This window comes from Cytobacillus firmus NBRC 15306 (assembly GCF_001591465.1).
GTDB classification, from domain to species: Bacteria; Bacillota; Bacilli; order Bacillales; family Cytobacillaceae; genus Cytobacillus; species Cytobacillus firmus.
In genome coordinates this window covers 1-21,384 of the sequence record NZ_BCUY01000069.1, presented here as the reverse complement: position 1 = coordinate 21,384, position 21,384 = coordinate 1, and the positions used below count along the sequence as shown (strand labels likewise).

General features: G+C 42.8%; 23 protein-coding genes and 1 pseudogene. 6 read left to right on the top strand and 18 right to left on the bottom strand.

The genetic code is table 11. From position 1 onward, the window contains the following. The first annotated feature begins 214 nt into the window (after positions 1-214). Positions 215-1,318, top strand: a complete 1,104-nt coding sequence (locus BFI01S_RS16645; RefSeq protein ID WP_206698040.1) for a GIY-YIG nuclease family protein — start codon at positions 215-217, stop codon at positions 1,316-1,318. Positions 1,319-1,620: 302 nt separating this feature from the next. On the opposite strand, the gene BFI01S_RS16640 is transcribed toward BFI01S_RS16645, so the two are convergent. The 5 genes from BFI01S_RS16640 to bioD all read right to left on the bottom strand — a co-directional run bounded on the left by BFI01S_RS16640 (position 1,621) and on the right by bioD (position 5,530). Next, the gene (locus BFI01S_RS16640) at positions 1,621-2,064 is read right to left on the bottom strand and encodes an SMI1/KNR4 family protein (RefSeq protein ID WP_061793606.1); all 444 of its coding nucleotides are present in this window, start codon (positions 2,062-2,064) and stop codon (positions 1,621-1,623) included. After that, positions 2,061-2,342 (bottom strand): HNH/ENDO VII family nuclease, encoded by a 282-nt coding sequence (locus BFI01S_RS16635; RefSeq protein WP_061793605.1) that lies wholly within the window; start codon positions 2,340-2,342, stop codon positions 2,061-2,063. Before BFI01S_RS16635 ends, BFI01S_RS16640 begins: the two co-directional genes overlap by 4 nt. 77 nt (positions 2,343-2,419) lie before the next feature. Beyond that, positions 2,420-3,190, bottom strand: a complete 771-nt coding sequence (locus BFI01S_RS16630) for a T7SS effector LXG polymorphic toxin (RefSeq protein WP_235831214.1) — start codon at positions 3,188-3,190, stop codon at positions 2,420-2,422. Between the two features lie 302 nt (positions 3,191-3,492). Next, positions 3,493-4,854, bottom strand: coding sequence for an adenosylmethionine--8-amino-7-oxononanoate transaminase (gene bioA, locus BFI01S_RS16625; protein WP_061793604.1), 1,362 nt, complete (start codon positions 4,852-4,854; stop codon positions 3,493-3,495). Then, a complete protein-coding gene (bioD, locus tag BFI01S_RS16620; RefSeq protein WP_235831213.1) occupies positions 4,847-5,530 on the bottom strand; it encodes a dethiobiotin synthase in 684 nt (227 codons plus the stop codon). The genes bioA and bioD overlap by 8 nt, the downstream gene beginning before the upstream one ends. 130 nt (positions 5,531-5,660) lie before the next feature. Here bioD and BFI01S_RS16615 point away from each other — a divergent pair, with 130 nt between their 5' ends. The 4 genes from BFI01S_RS16615 to BFI01S_RS16605 all read left to right on the top strand — a co-directional run bounded on the left by BFI01S_RS16615 (position 5,661) and on the right by BFI01S_RS16605 (position 8,417). After that, complete coding sequence (locus BFI01S_RS16615; RefSeq protein ID WP_061793603.1) at positions 5,661-6,242, top strand: biotin transporter BioY; 582 nt, start codon at positions 5,661-5,663, stop codon at positions 6,240-6,242. A gap of 296 nt (positions 6,243-6,538) precedes the next feature. After that, a complete protein-coding gene (locus BFI01S_RS24615; protein ID WP_082804548.1) occupies positions 6,539-7,327 on the top strand; it encodes a GerAB/ArcD/ProY family transporter in 789 nt (262 codons plus the stop codon). Positions 7,328-7,330: 3 nt separating this feature from the next. Then, positions 7,331-7,669 carry a Ger(x)C family spore germination protein gene (locus BFI01S_RS24075; protein WP_235831211.1) on the top strand — a complete coding sequence of 113 codons (339 nt, stop codon included), beginning with the start codon at positions 7,331-7,333 and terminating at the stop codon, positions 7,667-7,669. Further along, entirely contained in the window at positions 7,629-8,417 is a 789-nt protein-coding gene (locus BFI01S_RS16605; protein WP_235831210.1) for a Ger(x)C family spore germination protein, read from the top strand. The genes BFI01S_RS24075 and BFI01S_RS16605 overlap by 41 nt, the downstream gene beginning before the upstream one ends. Positions 8,418-8,497: 80 nt before the next feature. Here BFI01S_RS16605 and BFI01S_RS16600 read toward each other — a convergent pair whose 3' ends face one another. From BFI01S_RS16600 to BFI01S_RS16555, 10 genes and pseudogenes are all read right to left on the bottom strand, one after another. Beyond that, the gene (locus BFI01S_RS16600) at positions 8,498-9,565 is read right to left on the bottom strand and encodes a tetratricopeptide repeat protein (RefSeq protein WP_061793601.1); all 1,068 of its coding nucleotides are present in this window, start codon (positions 9,563-9,565) and stop codon (positions 8,498-8,500) included. A 187-nt stretch (positions 9,566-9,752) separates the two neighbouring features. After that, a pseudogene (locus tag BFI01S_RS16595) lies at positions 9,753-10,702 on the bottom strand (branched-chain amino acid ABC transporter permease). A gap of 41 nt (positions 10,703-10,743) precedes the next feature. Then, on the bottom strand, positions 10,744-11,613 hold the full coding sequence (locus tag BFI01S_RS16590; RefSeq protein ID WP_061793600.1) for a branched-chain amino acid ABC transporter permease: 870 nt from the start codon (positions 11,611-11,613) through the stop codon (positions 10,744-10,746). Positions 11,614-11,632: 19 nt separating this feature from the next. Continuing rightward, positions 11,633-12,337 carry an ABC transporter ATP-binding protein gene (locus tag BFI01S_RS16585; protein WP_061793599.1) on the bottom strand — a complete coding sequence of 235 codons (705 nt, stop codon included), beginning with the start codon at positions 12,335-12,337 and terminating at the stop codon, positions 11,633-11,635. Further along, positions 12,315-13,088, bottom strand: coding sequence for an ABC transporter ATP-binding protein (locus tag BFI01S_RS16580; protein ID WP_061793598.1), 774 nt, complete (start codon positions 13,086-13,088; stop codon positions 12,315-12,317). Before BFI01S_RS16580 ends, BFI01S_RS16585 begins: the two co-directional genes overlap by 23 nt. Positions 13,089-13,121: 33 nt before the next feature. Beyond that, positions 13,122-14,300, bottom strand: coding sequence for a substrate-binding domain-containing protein (locus BFI01S_RS16575; RefSeq protein ID WP_373682885.1), 1,179 nt, complete (start codon positions 14,298-14,300; stop codon positions 13,122-13,124). A gap of 106 nt (positions 14,301-14,406) precedes the next feature. Next, positions 14,407-15,405, bottom strand: a complete 999-nt coding sequence (locus tag BFI01S_RS16570) for a 3-oxoacyl-ACP synthase (protein ID WP_061793596.1) — start codon at positions 15,403-15,405, stop codon at positions 14,407-14,409. Beyond that, positions 15,405-15,821: a MaoC family dehydratase gene (locus tag BFI01S_RS16565; RefSeq protein WP_061793595.1), complete on the bottom strand. Its 417-nt coding sequence runs from the start codon at positions 15,819-15,821 to the stop codon at positions 15,405-15,407. Before BFI01S_RS16565 ends, BFI01S_RS16570 begins: the two co-directional genes overlap by 1 nt. A 4-nt stretch (positions 15,822-15,825) precedes the next feature. Continuing rightward, a complete protein-coding gene (locus tag BFI01S_RS16560) occupies positions 15,826-17,307 on the bottom strand; it encodes an o-succinylbenzoate--CoA ligase (protein WP_061793594.1) in 1,482 nt (493 codons plus the stop codon). Positions 17,308-17,321: 14 nt separating this feature from the next. Then, positions 17,322-17,924, bottom strand: coding sequence for a TetR/AcrR family transcriptional regulator (locus BFI01S_RS16555; RefSeq protein ID WP_061793593.1), 603 nt, complete (start codon positions 17,922-17,924; stop codon positions 17,322-17,324). Between the two features lie 411 nt (positions 17,925-18,335). On the opposite strand from BFI01S_RS16555, the gene BFI01S_RS16550 reads away from it, so the two are divergent. Then, on the top strand, positions 18,336-19,592 hold the full coding sequence (locus BFI01S_RS16550; RefSeq protein WP_061793592.1) for a dicarboxylate/amino acid:cation symporter: 1,257 nt from the start codon (positions 18,336-18,338) through the stop codon (positions 19,590-19,592). Between the two features lie 65 nt (positions 19,593-19,657). Here BFI01S_RS16550 and BFI01S_RS16545 read toward each other — a convergent pair whose 3' ends face one another. From BFI01S_RS16545 to BFI01S_RS23730, 3 genes are all read right to left on the bottom strand, one after another. Next, positions 19,658-20,059: a hypothetical protein gene (locus BFI01S_RS16545; protein WP_235831209.1), complete on the bottom strand. Its 402-nt coding sequence runs from the start codon at positions 20,057-20,059 to the stop codon at positions 19,658-19,660. Positions 20,060-20,443: 384 nt separating this feature from the next. After that, complete coding sequence (locus BFI01S_RS16540; RefSeq protein WP_061793591.1) at positions 20,444-20,776, bottom strand: hypothetical protein; 333 nt, start codon at positions 20,774-20,776, stop codon at positions 20,444-20,446. A 22-nt stretch (positions 20,777-20,798) separates the two neighbouring features. After that, the coding region (locus BFI01S_RS23730) for a hypothetical protein (protein WP_176572986.1) at positions 20,799-21,384 on the bottom strand (586 nt) is incomplete at its 5' end.

Below are 21,384 nucleotides of genomic sequence, written 5' to 3'. Positions count from 1 at the left end.
AGTTATTATTTTTTCACGCACTAGCACTACCTCTCACTTTAAAAGTAATGTTGTCACAAAAAACAAGCCTAATTCTTCGCTAGACAAATGAAGGATTTAGGCTTTTTTTCTTTATAAAAAGGCAAAGTTTATGGGCATAACCAAAATCAGAGAAATAGCTATGAAATTCCATCCCATGATAAAATACTAAATATATATTCTAGTAAAGGAATGAATGGCTATTAATCTCCCTGACAAGGTGAAAAACCTGCCCTTAACTCCAGGCGTGTATTTGATGAAGGATTCGCAGGGTCAAATTCTGTATGTGGGGAAGGCGAAGAATCTAAAGAATCGGGTTCAGTCTTATTTCCGGAACTCCAATAATCATTCTCCCAAGATTAAAAAGCTGGTCAAACACTTAAGGGATTTTGACTATATCCTGACAGATACTGAATTCGAAGCTTTTATGCTTGAATGCCAATTAATTAAAAGCATTAAGCCGCTCTATAATCGAATGATGAAGAGTCCGCAGTCATTCATTTATATCTCGATCAGCCTTACCGGCAATCATCGTAAAATTGATATTGCCTTTAATCCCATTGAGAATGATGGCAAGGTTTATTTTGGCCCTTATACAAGCCGAAGAAAAGTGGAAGAAGCTATCCGGGCGTTAAAGGAATGCTTTAAGCTGAACTGCAGCAATCCCAATGGAACGAACTCCGCCTGCCTGAATTATTCCTTAGGCGCATGCCTTGGCCGGTGTCTTGGCGGGCCTGCGGAACAGCAGTACAATGACATCCTGGACAGGTTTATCGGTTTTCTGAAAGGCACTGATATGAGTATTCTGGAGGACATGAATCAGATGATGCTGAACGCCTCTGATGCATTTGATTTTGAAGCGGCCTCCGCCTATCGGGATCATATACAGGCAGTAAGTTCCCTGTTAAAAAAAGAAAAAGTGATCGAATTCACGGAAGAAAATCATAATATCGCTGCGATTGAAAAAGTAACAGATTCATCGATTAAATTTTTCCTTATAAAAAGGACGGAGATTCTGTTCAGCCACAGATATGCAATAGCAGGCAGCATCAGCGAAAAAATAAAAGCGGACATCTTAGCTTATTTAAAAAAAGATGAAGCAAATGCGGCCGGAGAAATTAGCAGACATGAAATCAATGCAGCACATATTATTTACCGTTATTTACACAGCGGCGGCTGCTCTTACCTCCTCATTCCAGAAAGCTGGCTGGAATCTGAGAATCATTCCACCCTGGATCTGGCACTGGAGGATTTACTAAATAGCCCTCAACACTTACAGCCCCCTATATTAAATGAATAAGGGGGCTGTTGATTATTAAACTTCTATTCGGGTATTCAGTGAAGTTGAATATTTAGTATTCTTGTTGACTAAAGCCACAAGCACTATACTTTGCGGTGTAAGGGGAGGCTTTAATCTTTAGCTCTGCTAAAGCTTTCAAGGCTCTTAACTGATAGTCGATTGTCTTTTTTGTAAATGTGCTCTGCCAGATAGCCCAAATGGAATAGCCACCAGGCGGCAGAATCTGACCTAGGGTGCAATCAAGTGCTTATAGTTAAATATTAATTTCTTTGTTTATCTTGCTATAACTAATATTCTGGATATTAAAATTGTACATTTAATTCTTTACGGATTGCTTTTTCTAGGTATTCCTCAAAACTCTCTGCTATAATTTCTTTCCCGCCGAAATTAAAGTCAAATGTAATAATTTCTGTTTCAGGGGAAATAAAGCCTATTGGATTTCCTGCACCGTCTATACCAATGGCAGTAAAATTCTCATACCCTTTAGGGAGTACCTTTCTAAAATGTAGTGATTTCTCTACAAATGATGGTGTCGCAACAAACTCAGCCTCTTTCAATCCCAATACAATAGCCTCACCCACTGCTCCAGAACCATACTTCAAAAGAAATTCTTTATAGTCTTCTGGCAATTTTACTTTTAGTTCATTTTCTGCTTGGATTACTTCCTCAATAGTAAGAGGCCCTCCAAAGGCTTCCGGGCACATTACAAACTCTTCATCGATGGCATTTAATATTTCTACCTTCATTCAATAATCCCCCTTTTAATCATTTCATTAACATATCTTGCCTTCCAATATTCTTTACGCCAGTTATTGAATTCTAGCCTAGCTTCTCCACTGCCAACTCCACCCGAATTTCCAAATGGAGGTTGTCTTTTATTACCTAAATCATGATATCTGCTAGGCATTTCAATTATTGGTCCCTCAACTTTTTGTTCATGATGATGGAGTACAATTGTATCATTTGCTCCATCCTTTGGTGAGTAACCTTTTTTAAATGAGTGTATCAATTGTTTATCAGACATATGCGATATTGAACGCTGTGCTTTTACTTCAAACCCTCTAAAATGTGCTGTAAATTTATGAGTTTGCTTATAGCCCTCTAATCCCGCACTCCTCCCACTCGGTCTTCTGGAATGGAGTCGACGAATTCGTAGGCTTTTCCTTTTTCTCCATAGAATTCCCTGACAATCCGGCCGTCCTCGTATAAATGAAACTTTCCGCCCTGATTCTCGCTGCCGATGCCATACTCGTCTATGACATCAACAGTAAGGATTTCCCGGCCGCTCAGGGAGACGAATTCCTCAGGGCTGATTTCGTTACTGTTTAGCTCTGCTAAAGCCTTCAAGGCACTTAACTGATAGTGGATGGTCTTTCTTTCGTAGGTACTCTGCCAGATAGCCAAAATAGAATAAGCGCCGGGCGGCAGAATCTGACCAAAAGCAGTTACGCCCAGCTCTTTAAAGAATTCCGGAGAACGCATGGAATTTCCTGCTTTATGCCTGAGGCCTTCTAAAAGCTCTCCATAGACTGGGCTGGAGTGAAGCTGCTTGACAGAATAGCCGGAAATGCTGAGATTTCCACTTTGAAAGAGGCTGGAAATTTCATCGATGTATGTCTGCATCAGATGAAGATCCTGCTCAATTGGATCAAGTGCCAGTGTTTGCTGGCTGTCAAAGGTCATAAGATCATCAACCGTATTTCGTCGGTGAAGTTCCGCTCTCCTTACATGTGCCGAAAACTCCCCATCCTGCAGGTGAGGGAGACTGACAATATCAGAAACTTTTTTATACTTTACACTAAAAATTAGAGTAATTTTATTACGAATATGATTATTTTTACACTTTTGGATAAAACAGTAATAAATACCCATCAACAGAATAATCAAAATAAGAAAAATGTAACACATTATTTCCCTTTGATATAGAAAAAGGATGTTCTTTTCCGGATAAATAAGATGAATATGGCAGTATATCGAGGTCGACCTTTAAATCATTTATGATGAAGAACATAAAAATAAGGTTTTTAGAGTTGCAAATAATGCACTATTTTGTGAGAGGGTTTTTAGACGTATGAAGAGAAATGAATTTAACAAATTTGATGCCAGTCCTCCGGTAATGTAATGCTTTACTGGGGATCCGGCACCAATTTAGTTATGTCAAAAATTGTTTCCTGTCAAACAAACGACTTTTCTTTTTCAGTCACGGCTTCAATCGAATCGCTCATGATTTGAATCATTTTCCTGATTTGATCATTAGTACTCGCCAGAGGCGGCATAAAGACGATTACATCCCCAAGCGGTCTTGTCAGCATTCCTCTTTTTCTCATTTCCAGTGTTGAATGGTACCCCATTCGGCTTTCCCACGGGAAAGGCTTCCCTGTTTCTTTATCCTGAACCAGCTCAATGCCGCACATCAGTCCTAATTGGCGGATGTCTCCAACATGCTTGAGGCTTTCTAATGCAGTTAATTCAGATTGAATGACTTCTGCTTTTCTTGCGGCTTGTTCGACTAGGTTTTCTTTTTCATAGATTTCCAGGTTAGCCAAGGCGACTGCACATCCGAGCTGATTGCCTGTATAGGAATGCCCATGGAAGAAGGTTTTCATTTCTTCATATTCCCCATAAAACTCCTGATAAATTTCCTCTGTCGTGAGTGTGGCAGCAAGCGGAAGATAACCGCCTGTGATCCCTTTCGCAACGGTCATGATATCCGGCTGAACGCCTTCATGCTCGACTGCAAACATCTTTCCTGTCCGGCCAAAGCCTGTCGCTACCTCATCCGCAATTAAAAGGATATTAAATTCACGGCATAGCTCTTCTACCCCTTTAAGATAGCCACCAGGCATGACATTCATGCCGCCTGCTCCCTGGATAAGCGGTTCGAGTGTTATGGCTGCAATTTCTTCATGATGATCCCGGAAAATGGCCCTTAGGTCTGTTAATGCCCTTTCTTTAACTTCTGCTTCACCTGAATAAGGACTGCGGTATTGGAGAGGGAATGGAGCTTTTAAGGTTGGAAACATTAATGATCCATACACACGGTGGAATAAATCAACCTTCCCGATACTGATGGCTCCAATTGTATCTCCATGATAATTGTTCGTGAGCGTGACGAATTTCTTTTTCTTTTGTTTTCCTTTATTTTGCCAATATTGATAGGCCATTTTGATGGCGATTTCTACTGAAGTTGCCCCGGAATCCGAATAGAATACCCGCTGCAAATTCGCCGGTGTGATTTCTATAAGCTTCTCAGCAAGCCGGATGGCAGGCACATTCGCTGCTCCTAAAAGTGTGGAATGTGCGATTAAATCAAGCTGCTCCATTATCGCCTCATTCAATTCCTTTTTCCGGTGGCCGTGCACATTTAGCCAAAGTGAGGAGTATCCATCCAGATATTCCTTCCCATTCATATCCTTCAGAATGATCCCTTCCCCGCTTTCAATGATCAGCGGATCTTTCTCATAGTCTGTCATTTGTGTAAACGGAAGCCATAGATGCTTCATGCTGCTTTCTAACAGATTTGCCTGCTCATTCATTCCTGTCCACCTCCATCAGCTTTGAAAATAGATGTTCAAGCATTTCTGAATCACAAAAGGCGGATAATGGATTTTCTAAATAGGGGATCATCCCTAACACAGGAACCCTGGTCATAAGCTCAATCATTCGTATGTTGTCCTGCTCAACCTTTGTATCCTCTATTGTCATCTGATTCATGATAACGCCGATCACATTGATCCCTTCTTGTTTTAATCTTTCAGCGGTCAGAACGGTGTGGTTGATTGTGCCAACCCCGCTCCTTGCCACAATCACAACTGGAGCAGACAGTTCTTTCATTAAATCAAGCATGCTGTATCCATCGTCCCTTAAAGGAACGAAGACTCCGCCAGCGCCTTCTATTAATACAAATTCATTCTCCCTTGACAGCCGCTGATAATGCTCAATGATCTTATTAACCTCTATTTGTACTTCCTCTTCCCTCGCGGCCAGATGCGGGGAACATGGTTTTTTTAAAAGATATGTAGTGGAAGCGGCTAATTCCGGATTGGCCAGTTTATAAAACTCCACATCTGGTGCAGAAAGCACGCCATCAATCATTTCAGCACCACTTTGCACGGGCTTATAGGCAGTCGCCTGGATGCCTTTCTTTTTTAAATAGGCTAAAAGAAGAGCGGCAGCTGTCGTTTTTCCTGCATCCGTATCTGTGCCTGTAATAAAGAGACTTCTAATAACTATTCCTCCTTTTTATGTTAACCATATTTACAATTAAGTTAACATATGAGAATATTATATTCAACTTATTGTTAACCTAAAATATTTTTGGTTAACACAAAAGGAGGTTTATATGAAAGATTTAAAGACTCAAGATTTGGTTCTTTGCGGTCTTTTTGCGGCTTTGATGGGCGTGGGCGCAAATCTATCACCATTTCTCATGATCGGGAGTGTTCCTATTACTTTGCAGCTTCTCTTTGCTATTTTAGCCGGAGCAGTGTTAGGGAGCAGAAAAGGATCCATTGCTATGCTGGTCTATGTGTTTGTCGGTTTAATAGGTGCACCTGTTTTTGCCCAGTTTAAAGGAGGGCCTGCCCAGTTATTAAGCCCGACCTTTGGCTTTGTGCTGTCTTTTGTGGCTGTTGCCTATGTTGCTGGAAAATGGGTTGGGGATTCTCAACTGATTAAACCAAAGCATTATTTTATGGCAGGAACTTTAAGCCTTTTTTGCAACTACATAATTGGAACCAACTGGATGTATTTGGCTCTTCTTCTTTGGGCAGATGCACCGGCAGGATTTAGCTACCTTATGGCCTGGAGCTGGATGCTTGCCTATCTTCCTCTCGACTTGGCCGTAACGGCTTTAGCCTTTTTCCTCGTTCCAAAACTGAAGCAGGCACTTAGAAGGACACATCATCTTAACACCGAGATGTGACAGCCATTTTTGATTCTTCTTGTAAAGGAGCCTAATCGACAGGTTATAAAAACCGCTGATTAGGCTCCTCAATCGTCCTTAGGTGTGAGCAAAAAAAAGAAACTGCTTTCCCAACAGTTTCAACTAATTATCCGTTTTCATCTTAATAATTTTTCCACTTATTATACTCTTCAGCCATATAGAGGAACCATCGTCCCTGAATTTCCTCTATTCTTACCTCGGATTAATGGCATCCCACTTGTTCTATAAAAAGGTTCGCTGCTATTTCCTTCAAATGAAGTTAGTCTGCCCATAAGATGAATCAATCTTGCTGGCCACTTATAAAGCGTTATTGGCCAAATTGGCTGATTGTATTTATCATGGCAGTTTGCTGCTATACAGCATCACTGGGAATGGGTAATGCCATCCGTTTTTCCGTAATCGCCTTTCTCTGTTCCATATGGATTATTTTGCTTTTTTATCCTTTTTTCATGCCGCCCATTGCTTCACTTCCCGACCTATATCCTTTAATTCCTGAAGATTGGTCAAATATTTCCTGGAAGGGCTTGCTTCTCATATGGTCATCTTTGTCCGGTCCGGAATATATCGTTTGTATCGCTCATTTACTGAACCCAAGAGGCAGCTTTATTAAATATTTTACATTTGCCAATACATTATCAGTGTTAGAAAACCTGGTTTTATTTATAGCCTCTCTATTCTTTTTTGGATCCAAGTTCTTAAGCCTAAGCAAATTTCCTATTGTTACGATGGTTAGATATCTTCAATCTCCAATATTTGAAAGAGTTGATATCATTTTGATATGTTTGAATATCTTCAATTTAGTGTTTGCTGTTTCAATCTTTTTGCTGTGTTTCTATGGCGCTCTCCGCATTTTAGGGAAAAAGCTGCAAACCAGTCATTCCAAATGGGGAATTCAAATCATCTGCATCATCGCCACAGTATGGCTAATTGCCGCAAACAAATGGATCTGGAGAGAAGAACATCAAAGCATATTGCTTAATCTTGAAATATGGTGCAGTTCCCTTACGTACCTTCTGGTTCCCTTATTCCTTCTTATTTTCAGCAGAAAAAAGAGGGGCTTATAAAATATGGCATATTTAAAAAAGTCTATATGGATGACTATAGTATACTGTGTGATCTTGATCACTGGATGTTCTCCTTATCTGGAAAATAACGAAATTGAAGAAATTGCTCCAGTGATTTTTTGGTCACTGGATGCCGCAGAAGAGGGAAAGCTTGAGGCAACCACAGTCGTACCTCCTTTAGTTCAGGAAAAAAAACGCATCCTGACTATGCAGGTAGACCTGCTGAAGCAAAGCGGAAAAGGCTTTAACCTAAGGTATTACAGAGAGTTGAAGGTTGGGCAGCTTCGGGTTATGTTACTTAATGAAGAGCTTGCAAAAAAAAGGATTGAGGCCAATTATTAATACCATATTTACGGATCCTGACATTTCTCAGCGACTCTATCTCGTTATCGTTCAGGGTGATGTTAAAGATTATATTAAGGAAGAAATAGAAAGCCAGGAAAACCTGGATTACTTCCTTTATCGCATGTTAAAACACTACGAGCGAAAGCGGCAAGGCCAGCTGTCGATTGTAAATCTGCATCAATTCATGCAAAAGCTGTATTCCCCCTTTTCTGATCCAATCCTGCCAGTGTTCAAGGCAGAGAATGGAAATTTCAATTATGAAGGTACAGCTATTTTTCAAAATGACAAGCTAATCTCTGTCGTTACTGATTCAGATGATGAAATCTACCAGCTTATAGGGAATGATTATTATTTAAAATACCTTCCCATACCAAAACTATCTGTCGTATTAGGCCATGTGCGCACAAATGTAGATGTCACCTTCAGCCAGGACCTAACAGAAATGAATTTCAAAGTAGAGCTGAAAGGCAGAATAGATGAGTATCAGGGTGAGAAGAATCTTAATGATTTGGATGATTTAGCAGAGATCACGAACGAAATTAAATCCCATCTTGAAACCCAAACCAAAGCATTTCTGCAAAAAAACCAGGAGTGGCAAACCGACCCATTAGACATTGGAGCCAGAACATTAACCCCATTCTCAAGGCCGATAGAGAAAAAAGAATGGAGGGGAAAATGGAGAAATATGGAGATCAAGGTTAAATACCAGATGGATTTAGAACCGTTAATTAATATTCAGGAATGAAAAAGACCGCAGCCAGCAAAGTGATTGCTGGCTGCGGTTATTTTCTTTTAATATTTTTCAGCAAACAAACTGACATCCCTTCATCCGCTGACATAATCATCCCCAATAGCATCATCCACCCTGAATAAAACAGTAAAAGGAACCGACTCATTAAAATAATAGGCAGTCTCTCCCCTGTACTGAGTAACATCAATTATTTCAGGTATATCTATGGACCTTAAAGTTACTCTCAGTCTTTCAATAGATTTGATAAAGGTGTTCTTTTTCACCTCTCCATCGGTGCCCGTTCTGCCATAGAAATCACGCATGGTCATTCTCGTGCATGGATTCTCCTTGCTGGATGAGAGCAGGAAGTGTCTGATCATATTGGCCTGGGTTGGGGTGATAATGACTTCCTCCCCATTAAATAAGAGAATATTTTCACGGTCATTTAAGTACAGGACCAGTTCATTGGGTTCACTGTTTTCATAGAGGGCTTCACATGCTTCCTTTGAACATGTTTCGGTATTATTTTTTGTGATTTTATAGAACGCGTGGTTATGAAGGTATTTTTCATTCGATGACAATGTTTCAAATAATGGTGACAGCTCTAAGTTCGGCAGCTGTTCCGACGGTGAATAAGGAAGCTTTCCCATCGTTTCATAGGTCTGGCTGGCGACATACAATGCGCTATTGGCCAGATACATATGCGCATGGAATTCCTGCTGCTGATTAAGGGCGTAGTTTGGATCACCCAGCAGATGCTTATCCAGTGACTGCTGGAAATAGCGGATAGCCGAACCGTACTTGCCGTGCTTATAAGCCAAGAAGCCCAAACGATAGTAAGCGACTGGGAGCTTTTTCTCCAGATTGATGGCCTTGATTAGTGACTCTACAGCATCACCGTCATCCTTGAAATGATTCATTTTAATATATGTTCCGAATTTAATAAGATGGGAAACAAGCAGTTTCTTCGTGTACTGAAGTGCATAATCATGTTCCGGACCGCTGTTTCTGGCTAAGCTTTTTAGTTTTTTATACATCGTTTCGTAAACGATCACCAGCTGCATGTAAAAGCCATAATCGCTTTTTTCTCCGTTTTCGTGAAGATCCTGTTCAAGCAGCTCCAGCTCGTCCAGTGTTAATTCTTTAATCTTTAAAGTCCTCATCCCTACACCTCATTTCTATAAAACGTACCAGCGTCAGCACCGGCATCTATAATGTATCAGGAACACTTTCAACTATATAGAATTCACTCCTCCGTTTCACGCGAATATTGTCGAATGAGATATGAATTTTTTGTAGCAAAAAAACCTTACCATGATGGCAAGGTTTAAAGAATCTTCTTATCCCATACTAAGCAGCCCTCTCCATTTCCCTTTTCTTCCTCTCCTTTCTCCCCTTTTTCAACGTGAACTTTTTAATAACACCTGCCAAACCGGAAGGGAACCCGAGGAGCACCACTATATATAGGAACCCGAGGATAATGGTCCATCGTTCAAAAATGGGGTAAGTCATCGCAAGCTCTGAAAGATAATGTCTTAAGAATTCGATGATCCCCGCTCCTGCAATAGCACCAGCCAGGGTTCCAATTCCCCCAATCATCGTCATTAAGAGAGCATCGAGGGTAACTTCAATAGAAAAGACATTAGTATTAATGAACCGGAGTGACACTGCATAAAGAGCCCCGCTGAAAGAAGCTGCCACTCCAGCCGTCACGCTGGCAATCAGTTTATAATGAAGTGTTTGATACCCCAGTGCTTCTGCACGATTTTCATTCTGGGAAATGGCTTTTAACACTTTTCCAGTGGACGATTCTGTAAAAAGCTTCAGCAGGATGAAAACAACGGCTACACTAATGAGTGTAATGTAATAGAAGGAAGTACGGTCTTTGAATACGTCAGGCACACTGAAGGTAAATCCGTCACCGCCATGTGTCAGCCCCCTCCACTTCTCTGTACAAGAAAAAGCTGTGATACAGCCAATGTCAGCATGGCATAAAAGTGGCTTTTGAGTCTTAAGGATAATAGACCAATGATATAGCTAACCAAAGCGGATAGGATGATGCCTATAACCAATCCGATTAAAAAGTTTGGCAGAGTTGCATCCAGCTTATTAAAAATGAGGGCCGTGCTATATGCGCCTATCCCAAAAAACATACAATGTCCAAAGGAAACAATGCCGGTATACCCTAACAGAATATCAAAGCTCATCGCAAATATGGCAAAAATGAAAATTTGTGCAAGTAAAATCAGTGTGCTTCGGGAGTCGTTAACAAAGGGGAACATCATCATAAACAGCAGAATCGCAAGCCCCCAATACAGCGGCACTTTATGAAATACCCCTCTCATACGGCACTCCCCTTTTCTCCCAGCAGCCCTGTTGGTTTTACTAATAAAACGATGGCCAATAGGAGCATATTCAATGCCAATGACAAATCAGGAATATAATAAGCCATAAACGCACCTGCTACTCCTACGATCAGGGAAGCCAGTGCCGATCCCTGCAGGCTGCCCATCCCGCCAATAATGACCACAATGAAAGCCAATATGGCATACTGCATACCCATTTCCGCAAAAACGACTCCGGAATACGGTGCCAATAGCGCTCCGCCTAATGCAGCCAATCCAGCACCGAGCAGGAAAACGAATGTAAAAAGTCCCTTCACATTAATTCCAAGCGCCTGAACCATTTCCTTATCCAGTACTCCAGCCCTGATCATAAGTCCAATCTGCGTACGGCTTAGCAAAAGCCATAATGCCAGATACAGCAGCAGTCCAACCACAATCACAAACACACGGTATTTTATGATGATGATTCCATCAAACTGATAGCTCCCTTCAAGCCACGCTGGCAGGTTTACCCTTATCGGGTTTGGCCCCCAGAAGACCTTGATGCTTTCCGATAATACCAGCATCCCGCCTAATGTAATCAGCAGCTGCCTCACATGATTCCCATAGACAGGACGGATCAGGAATCTCTCCAATACCCAGCCCAAGACCATTCCGACAGCAACTGCACCCGCTATCGCTAATAGAAAACTGTTTGTTTCTTTAAAAATCCATGCTCCCGAGAAAGCGCCCCAGACGAATAATCCGCCATGGGCAAAGTTCAATACACTCATCAGTCCAAAGATTAAGGTAAGTCCAGCAGCCAGAAGGAATATCAAAAGCCCTGTTGAAACCCCATTGACCAATAAATTAATAAAGACTTCCATTTCCAGCCCCCTTCACTGCTTACGCGATGCCTAAGTATTTCTGGCAGGTTTCCTTGTCTTCCTTCAGATCCTGCATCCAGCCATCATGGACTATTTTTCCGTCGTCCATAATGTAAAAGTAATCGCCGATCTCGCTTGCCATCAGGAAGTTCTGCTCCACAAGCAGAATCGTCGTTTTTTCTTGCATTTTCAGAATCGATTCCATGAGTTTTTCAACCATAATGGGTGACAGTCCTTTACTTGGCTCATCAATCAGAAGCAGTCCATCTCCATTGATATAGGCCCTAGCAATCGCCAGCATCTGCTTTTGGCCGCCAGAAAGCAAACCGCTTTTCTTGCTCCAGAACTTCTTCAAATCCGGGAAGAGCTCCAGCATCCACTCCATTTTTTCCTCTGTCTCACCTGTGCTCTTTGCCTTGGCCAGATTCAGGGTTTCTTCTACTGTCAGTGCACTGAATATCCCCTGATTTTCCGGCACATAGCCGATTCCTTTTCTGGAGATCAGGTGGGTAGGGATTCCGCTGATCTTCTGATCGTGATAATGCACGGAACCCATGGTGGATGGGTTAAATCCCATGATGGTGCGCAGCGTTGTCGTTTTGCCTGCGCCATTTCTCCCGAAGAGAACGGTGATGCTTCCCTCTTCCACAGACATGGACACACCCTGAAGAATGTGATATTGACCCAAATAGGTCTCCAGATTATCCAGTTTTAATAGACTCACGGTGCAAGCCTCCTAAATATGCCGTCTGAACCCTTTGATCCTTAATAATTTCCTTCGGATTGCCGCTGGCCAGGAGCTCTCCATTGAACAGCACCACAAGGGTATCGGACAGATGCATGATCATTTCCATTTTGTGTTCGATTAAGACAATCGTGTACATGCCTTCCTTCTTAATGTTCTCAATCACTTCCAGAATGGCAGGGATCTCTTCAATCGATATGCCTGCTGTCGGCTCATCGAGCAGAAGCAGTTCTGTTTTTAGAGCCAGCAGCATGGCCAGCTCCAGTTTTCTTTTTTCCCCGTGTGCCAGATCCTGTGCCAGTACATCTTCCTTTCCGTCCAGCATACACCGCTCCATGGCCGCTTTTGCTTCATCCTGCTGGCGGCTCATGAACGAAAGCCTCGGAAAGATCGAATAATAATCTTTGCTCGATGACTGGATAGCCAGCCTGATATTTTCAAGTACAGTCAGCTCCGGAAAAATATTGGTGAGCTGGAAGGAGCGGCCGATGCCCCTTCTCGCCCGTAATGGTACAGAGAGCTTGGTTATATTGTCTTTCTTAAAATAAATCTCTCCCATTGTCGGGACGATCTGGCCACTCAGCAAGTTAAAAAGAGTGGTCTTGCCCGCCCCATTTGGCCCAATGATCGAAGTCAGCTTCCCTCGCTCTATTTCCAGGTTCACTTCTTTAATGACATCATGCTCGCCAAAGGAAACAGATAGGCTTTTTGTTTCCAGAATATTCTTCAACTTGGCGCACCCTCCCATATATATTCTGAATTTTTATTGGTCATTTCGGATTGGCGGCTCGGTTTCTTCCATATTCAATTCCCTGATCAGGACCGGCACCGGATGATCCACGCCTTCCTGTTCCTCGAGAGTTACTGCATACAGGGACTGCAATGCCTGATGGTCCTCTGCCCGGAATTTCATCGTTCCTTTCGGTGTCTCAAATTCCATGTTTTCCATCGTGCTAATCAGGCCATCCACATCTTTGTCTCCTTCTGTTTTCTTTAGAGCCTCCACAATGGATATGGCAGCTGTCATTCCGCCGGCAGTAAACAGGTCAGGAATCACACCGTCAAACTTTTTCTTATGCTCTTCCACCAGCCAGTCGTTTACTTCATTATCAGGAAGGGTGTGATAGTAAATGGAAAAGCCGCTCATGCCAATCAGAGAATCCATCGTCTTTAAGGAAGCAATGTCCTGCGCTGCAGTGGATATTTTAATTCCCTGCTCTTCCAGCTGCATATCCTTTAACTGTTTCCATGGAGCATTGGATCCTGCCCAGACGATATAAAGGTAATCAGGCTTTTCATTTATGATACTTTGAATATTCGCTGTGAAATCAGTGGAATTCGGGTCTGCATACTGTTCATTCACAATGGTGGCCCCGAGCTTCTCGGCACCTTCTTTAAATGCCGCGATTCCTTCACGTCCATAAGCATTATCCTGTGCGAAGGTTGCGATTTTGACATCTTTTTCAGCGATTGCAGCTGCACCGGCAACGGCATCCTGAGATGAATTTCTTCCAGTCCTGAAGATATACTTGTTCCAGTTCTGGCCGGTGATGCTATCAGCAACCGCAGGCTCCACCACCATGATCTTTTCGTATTCTTCAGCGAGCGGCAGTACAGCCAGTGTGTCACCAGAGCTTGATGAACCCACTAAGAAATCCACTTCATCCTCTTCCAGAAGCTTGGTTGCTTTTCTTACAGCCACATCAGGCTTTGTTTCCGTATCTTCCACTATGAACTCGATCTTTTTGCCTGCGACTTCATTGGACCCCTCGGTTGCATAATCGAGCCCCAGTTCAAATCCAGCAACTGTTTGCTTTCCGTAGGTCTCTAGCGGACCGGTTAAGGAAGCAAGCACACCAATTTTGACCGTTTCTTCTTCTGAACTCGCTGTGTCTCCGGAACATCCGGAAGTAATGATAAGAGTGAGTGCAATTCCAAGCATTAATAGTGATTTAAAGCCGTTTAACTTGAATTTCATAGCCATTCCCCCTATTTTCATTTTCTTAGGCCATGTAAAATCTTGCTGCTTATCTATGAATCCTTCTAATTCATTTCCACTGCACAACAGTCGCAGCCCACGTATACCCAGTTCCCGCACTGACTGCTACCGCTAAGTCTCCAGGATTCAAAAGTCCCTGTTCCTGTGCAAAATGCAGCCCTATGCATGGGTCAAGTGAAGACATGTGGCCATGGTGATTTAAGTAAATTGCTTTTTCTTCTGGAAGTTCGAGTGATTGTAAGAGTTCTTTGAACATGGAACGTTTGGTGTGCAATGGCAATAGGAGTTTCATATCTTGAGGAGTATAACCGCTTCTATGGAGTGCTTCGCGAACTACATGATCAAAATTTGCAATCGATACAGGATCGAGTCTTTCTTTCATGGATTGCGGATCCTTCACATCAATATAATGAAGGTTTTTTTCAACTGTTTCGCGGCTGGCAAAATGCTTGGACCCCCCAGCAGGCGTTCGGACATCATCATGAAAGGATCCGTCTGTCAGGATGGCACTTTCGAGTATTTCACTCTGCGAGGAATCCCTGGTGACCAGTGCAGCAGTGCCTCCATCCGCAAAGTTGAACATGAACCGTGACCGCGGATTCTCATAATCTACGATCTGCGATTCTTTACATCCCCCAACCAGCAGGATGTTTTGGATCGAATGGTCTGAAACAATCATGTCTTTTGCTACCTTCAACGCAATCGGAAAACAGGAGCTGACATTCATGATTTCAAACGCATAGGCATTTTTCGCCCCTAATTCATGCTGTATTTTCGGAGCGCTTGACCAGACGTAATAGTCCTTATGAGGACTGCCAAAATAAATCACAACATCGATGGACAGCGGGTCAATCCCTTCGATCGCCTGCCTTCCCGCTGCAATGGCCAAGTCGGAGGCATGGAGACCATCATCTGCAACATGCTTTTGGACCAAACCGAACTTTTCGATAATCACCTGTTCAGGTATGCCCGTCTTTACAGCCAGATCGGCTGCCGTTTCAATTCCAGGAGGAAAAAATGCTCCTGTTGCTTTAATGCCAATTCCCATCAGATTACCCCTCCATCCTCAGGCACCATCATCTTGGCCGTGCCCGTCAAAACTAGTGTTCCATCCTGATTGAAGCACTCTGTCAGCAGAGACAGTATTCGCCTATCGCTGTCAATCTCCTGAACCGTTCCTTTTGCGGTAATCGTATCGCCTATAAAAACTGGCGCCTTAAACCGGATGGTCTGTTCAACATAAATGGATCCTTTTCCGGGCAGATGCACACCCAATAGCTGGGATAATAAACTGGATGTTAAGAGACCATGAGCGATCCGCTGTTTGAACCTCGTTTTTTTGGCGTATTCCCCGTCTATGTGGACCGGGTTGAAATCGCCGCTCAACCCTGCAAACATCACAAAGTCTGTTTCTGTAATGGTTTTGCTGCAGGAGGCCTGCTGGCCGACACTATAACTGATCACCTTTTCACCCTCTTACTAAAAGTTGTGTTTTCTGTATTTTTCCCGTGGCATTTTTCGGCAGCTCTTTTAAGAATGTAACTTTCTTTGGAATCTTATATTTTGCGAGATTCCCGTGACAGTATTGAATAACATCATCCTCCGTTAAAGCGCTTCCATTTTCTTTGACAATAAACGCTTCAGGCACTTCACCCCAAAGTGGGTCAGCATTCCCAACCACGGCAACCTCAGCAACATCTTTTAATTGGCTGATCACATGCTCTACTTCAAGAGGATAGATATTTTCACCGCCGGAAATGATCATTTCTTTTTTCCTTCCTACAATGAAAAGGAATCCTTCATCATCCGTTTTGGCTAAATCCCCTGTCAGAAGCCATCCATCTTTCAGTGCATCCTCAGTGGCATCAGGCCGGTTCCAATATTCCTTCATGATATTTGGCCCTCTCACCGCAAGCTCGCCAACTTCACTTTTTGCAGCAGCTTTGCCCTCTGAATCGATCAGCTTATATTCGGAAAATAACACCGGCTTGCCGATGGACCCTCTCTTCCGCGGTGCGTCTTCTTTTGTGAGCATGAATAGTGTAGGAGACGTCTCCGTCATTCCAAAGCCCTGTCCGAAGAGGAATCCTCTATCAAAATAGGCATCTATTAATTCTCGCGGACATGGTGCTCCTCCATTATAGAACCAGCGGACTGTGCTTAAATCAGCCGTTTTGAATGATGGGCTTGTCAGCAGTGCCTGATGAATGGTCGGAACTCCCATCACAATGGTCACTTTATGTTTTTCAATCATATCGAGCGCTTTTTCAGGCTCAAACTTGCCTGGTATGACAATGGTTCCGCCTGAAAACAAGGACGGAAAGGCAAACAGCCCGATTCCCCCAATATGAAACAGCGGAAGGAGCACGATACAGCGATCCTCTGACGTTAAATCGATCGCAAGCTTATTATTCACCGCATTCCAGAACATATTGCTCTGTGTCAGCACGGCCCCTTTCGGTTTGCCGGTGGTACCGGAGGTGTAGCAGATAATGTATGGAGCTTCCTCGTCAATTGGATTCTCATTAGCAAAGCACGTTTGAGTACCCTCGCATAAATCCTCCATAAACTCCATAGATTCTAATTCGCTTTGTTCAAAAAGGGAGGCTGCAAACTCTGCATTTTCTTTTTCGGCAAAGATCAGCTTTGAGCCGCTGTCGTTGAGCTGAAAAATAAGCTCTTTCGCACTTAGCCGAATATTGAGCGGGACGGCCACACATTCTGCCTTTGCGATGGCAAATAGGAGGACTATGTATTCAATCCGGTTGTGCGACAGAATGGCGATGCGTTCCCCTTTTTTCCCCTGCAGCTTTTCATGAATTTTCACAGCAGCTGAATCGATCATTTTATCCAGCTGCCTGTAGGACACCTTTTCGTTATCTGTTATGACTGCTGTTCGATCTGGATGTGTAAATGCCCATTTCTGAATCCAATAGGCAATTCCTTTCATCGAACTCCCCCTCTTTACTTTTTTAATCCCTGGAAGATAAGTGTCATCGCCGCATCAAATGCTTCTTCAGGAACTTCTTTCTTTTCCCAATACACCCATCTCATGCCGAGGAACTGTCCAATCGACATTAAGCAGTAAGCAACTGTCTCCTGGTCCAGGTTCTTAAACTCTCCCGCTTCAATCCCTTGAGATAGACTCTTTAAAAATCCATTGGCCAGCTTCCCGTAATACCAGCGGAACAGCTCCTGATCCACCACAACCGCCTGCTGGACAATGCTGTATAAATTCGGATGATTTTTGACCCAGCTGAAGAAGGCAAAGAAGCCATTTCGCTGCGCTTCCTCAAAAGATGAACTTCCTGCCATTCCTTCTTTAATCGCAATGCGCAAATCCCGGCTGTAGCTGCGAATCAGCTCATCATAGATATCTTTCTTTGAAGGAAAATAGTTATAGAAGGTTCCCTGGGCAACCTTGGCTTCCTGTGAAATATTGACGATGGAAGTTTCAAAATATCCCTTCTGCCCAAAGACCTCTTCAGCAGCTTTTAATAATTTTTCACGAGTTTCAATCCCTCTTGGAGTTAGTGCTTTTTCCTCAGTCACATTTTTAACTGACACCTGAATCACCTCTCAACTTTATTATAAATAATATTCTTAAAATTACAACAATAAATTTTATAAATTTACAGGCAAATATTTTATTCTATTAGAACGGAGCTAAAATAACCCCGTCCAGACTTTATGACGGGGTTAAATAATCTATTAAGTTCTCATCAAAATAGGCCTTCTATTATTCGATCAACGTGATAGACTTCCTCTAAAGCTAGGATTATATGATCATGTGTTTTTCTTCACCCTTTCGACTATTGGATATTTCAACTGTAAGACATTTAATAATTGAAGGCAAATGGTGTTTGGCCGATGCAGGCGAATCAGACAGAATATAAAGAAATATTCCAGCAGCCTTCTTTTGAGGCACGATTTAATTATATAATAGAGTATTGAAATACACAGAAAGGTTGAGACTTCATGAAAAAGGTTTTTGCAAATTACAAACTAACCATCTTCCTGCTCCTCTCCATCCTGATCGGCGGAGTTGCCGGAGTGGTTTTTGGCCCGAAGACTGCGGTTGTGAAGCCGTTTGGGGATTTATTTTTAAATTTATTGTTTATGATCATTGTCCCGCTTGTCTTTTTCAGCATCGCATCGAGCCTTGCGAATATGAGCGGAATGAAAAGGCTTGGGAAGATCATGGCCGGGATTTTCACCGTGTTTTTTATTACGGCTGTCATTTCCGCCATCCTGGGCTTCATCGGGATTTCCATTGTGGATCCCCTGAAAAATACAGACGTCTCTGCCATTAAGAGCATCATGACGGAGGCGGCCATCGATCCTGAGGCAGAAGAAGTCACGTTCCTGGGCCAGCTGGTTCAGGCCTTTACGGTTCCTGATTTCCAGATGCTGTTCTCAAAGAGCAACATGCTGCAGCTGATTGTGTTCTCGATTTTATTCGGATTGGCAACAGCGATGTCAGGTGAAAAAGGAAAACCGATTGCAAACCTTCTTACATCCGGTTCAGCCGTCATGATGAAGATCGTTGGATTTGTGATGTACTATGCGCCAATCGGTCTTGGCTGCTACTTCGCGACGATCATTGGTGAGCTTGGCCCGCAGATTCTCGGCGGATATGTACGTGTATTTGTTCTTTATCTGGTGTTGACTCTAATCTACTTCTTTGGCTTCTTTACGCTGTATGCCTTTGCGGCTGGCGGAAAAGATGGGGTCAAGGTGTTCTGGAAAAATGCAATCACTCCTTCTGTCAGTGCGATTGCCACATGCTCGAGTGCGGCTTGTATTCCGATTAACCTTGCTGCTGTCAGAAAGATGGGCGTTCCGCAGGACATTGCAGAAACCATGATCCCGCTAGGGGCCAACACGCATAAAGATGGCTCTGTTCTTGGCGGAGTCTTTAAGATTGTGTTCCTGTTCAGCTTGTTCGGGAAAGACATGTCGAGTATGACAAGCATTCTTACTATCCTGGCTGTTTCATTCCTGGTCGGAGCTGTTATGGGGGCCATCCCTGGTGGCGGAATGATTGGCGAGATGCTCATTTTGAGTGTGTTCGGCTTCCCGCCTGAAGTGCTGCCGATCATCGCAGTCATCTCTACGGTCATTGATGCACCGGCTACCCTCCTGAATTCAGCCGGCAACACGGTATCGGCCATGATGGTCAGCCGGATTGTTGAGGGGAAGAACTGGCTGAAGGAATCATTAGCCTTAAAATAAAGTTATTGGAGAAGCAAGAAGAGAGGCTGGAAGGATACACACCTTCCAGCCTCTCTTTTTGATAGTCATTCAACAAAATACATCTTTCCGTTGACTTCAAGTGATACGGATGATTGTTTCATTTCTTCCTTTAAAGCCCTGGCATAGTCCACTACCTGCTTAATCTTTTTCTTGTCAAGATCCTCTGCAAAGCTGTACACGATGGTTATTTTCTCCTTTACAAGCTGCTCGTCATCAGATAGCCATGCTCCTGTTCCATCAACAGCTGTTGCCCCTCCAAACATTCCCGAGAATTTTTCTAGAGTTTTGTTCACATATGGAGTATTATCAATTGGCTGGTCAACATTATAGGTGGATGGTACATAAATTTTTACCACGTCTTCGAGATAATATTGCCCTTTTAAGGCGGATTGGTTCTTGCCGCTCACTGCATCCGGCTGCCCTGTAGTATAGACAGCACTTCCCAAGAGGGATCATCCAATAGGCAAATCTTTTCCTATCCAAAACTGCCACTCCTTTTTTGTAATTTTACTGCCATAAAAAAGGTGTATTTCTACAGTGATTATAGCTTCTTCCATCAAAATATCCATGGTATTTTTTTACTCAATTTCATATATTTATGTGTATCCTTTTAACTAAATCATCTCGATTTTCTCGAGAAAAAAGCGGGATGACGTGCAACCTTACACGTCATCCCGCTTTTTTGTCAGCTTTTTTGTTTATATCACCAAATCGCTGCAGCTCACCCCAGATTCTTTCTTTTTGAAATACAAATCATCTTTCTTTTTGCATAATAGAATAAGAGCCGGATTAATAGGAAACAAAAGCTTCCTTAATACCGGCTCCATTATTTATTTTAAAGTAATTAGCGCGTTTAATGAACCTCTATTTTTGCTGGATACAGAAATTCCAGAACCGCCCTTTTCCTGAATAATTTCCAAAACTACCTTGGTATTAACCACTGCTGCATCAACTCTATATATTTTCTCGGATCCAGGTCCTAGGGTATCTTCGCACGTATGCTTATCATTAATCGAGAGTGAATCTTTAGTTTCTGAATCTTTATCATAAGCATTTAGCTTAAATGTCCGGCTATTTTCTTCGTTGCTATTCTTAATTTTTACAAGTAATTTTTCTTTTCCTTTAGCTGGAATACTGCATCGTGATACGTTCCTTTTAGCCATCTAATCTCCTCCTTTTCTTATTTTAATCTTCTTTTTTGAGGTGTTTAATAGCATCCAGGATTGCTTGACGATTGCTGTTTCCTTCTTGGTTCATTTGCTGAAGTGAATTTTTCAAGCTTGCAATTAATAAATCATCATTACTAGAGCTTTGATTTCCTCTTAAAGCTTCAAGTAATGCGATTTGAGATAGTGCAATAGCTAAGAATGAAGCATTATTATCGCAATAGCCGATCATTACGTTATGCCCTGTATTTGCAATAATTCTATTATTATCAAAACTATTATTTGCTTCTGCTTCTGCTTCCGCTTCTGCTTCTGCTTCTGCTTCCGCTTCTGCCTCTGCTTCTGCTTCCGCTTCTGCTTCTGCCTCTGCTTCTGCATCTGCTTCCGCCTCTGCTTCTGCTTCCGCTTCTGCTTCTGCCTCTGCTTCTGCGTCCGCTTCTGCTTCCGCCTCTGCTTCCGCTTCTGCTTCCGCCTCTGCTTCTGCTTCTGCTTCTGCTTCCGCTTCTGCTTCCGCTTCTGCCTCTGCTTCTGCCCAAGCTTCCGCTTCTGCCTCTGCTTCTGCCTCTCCTTCTGCCTCTGCCTCTGCCTCTGCTTCCGCTTCTGCC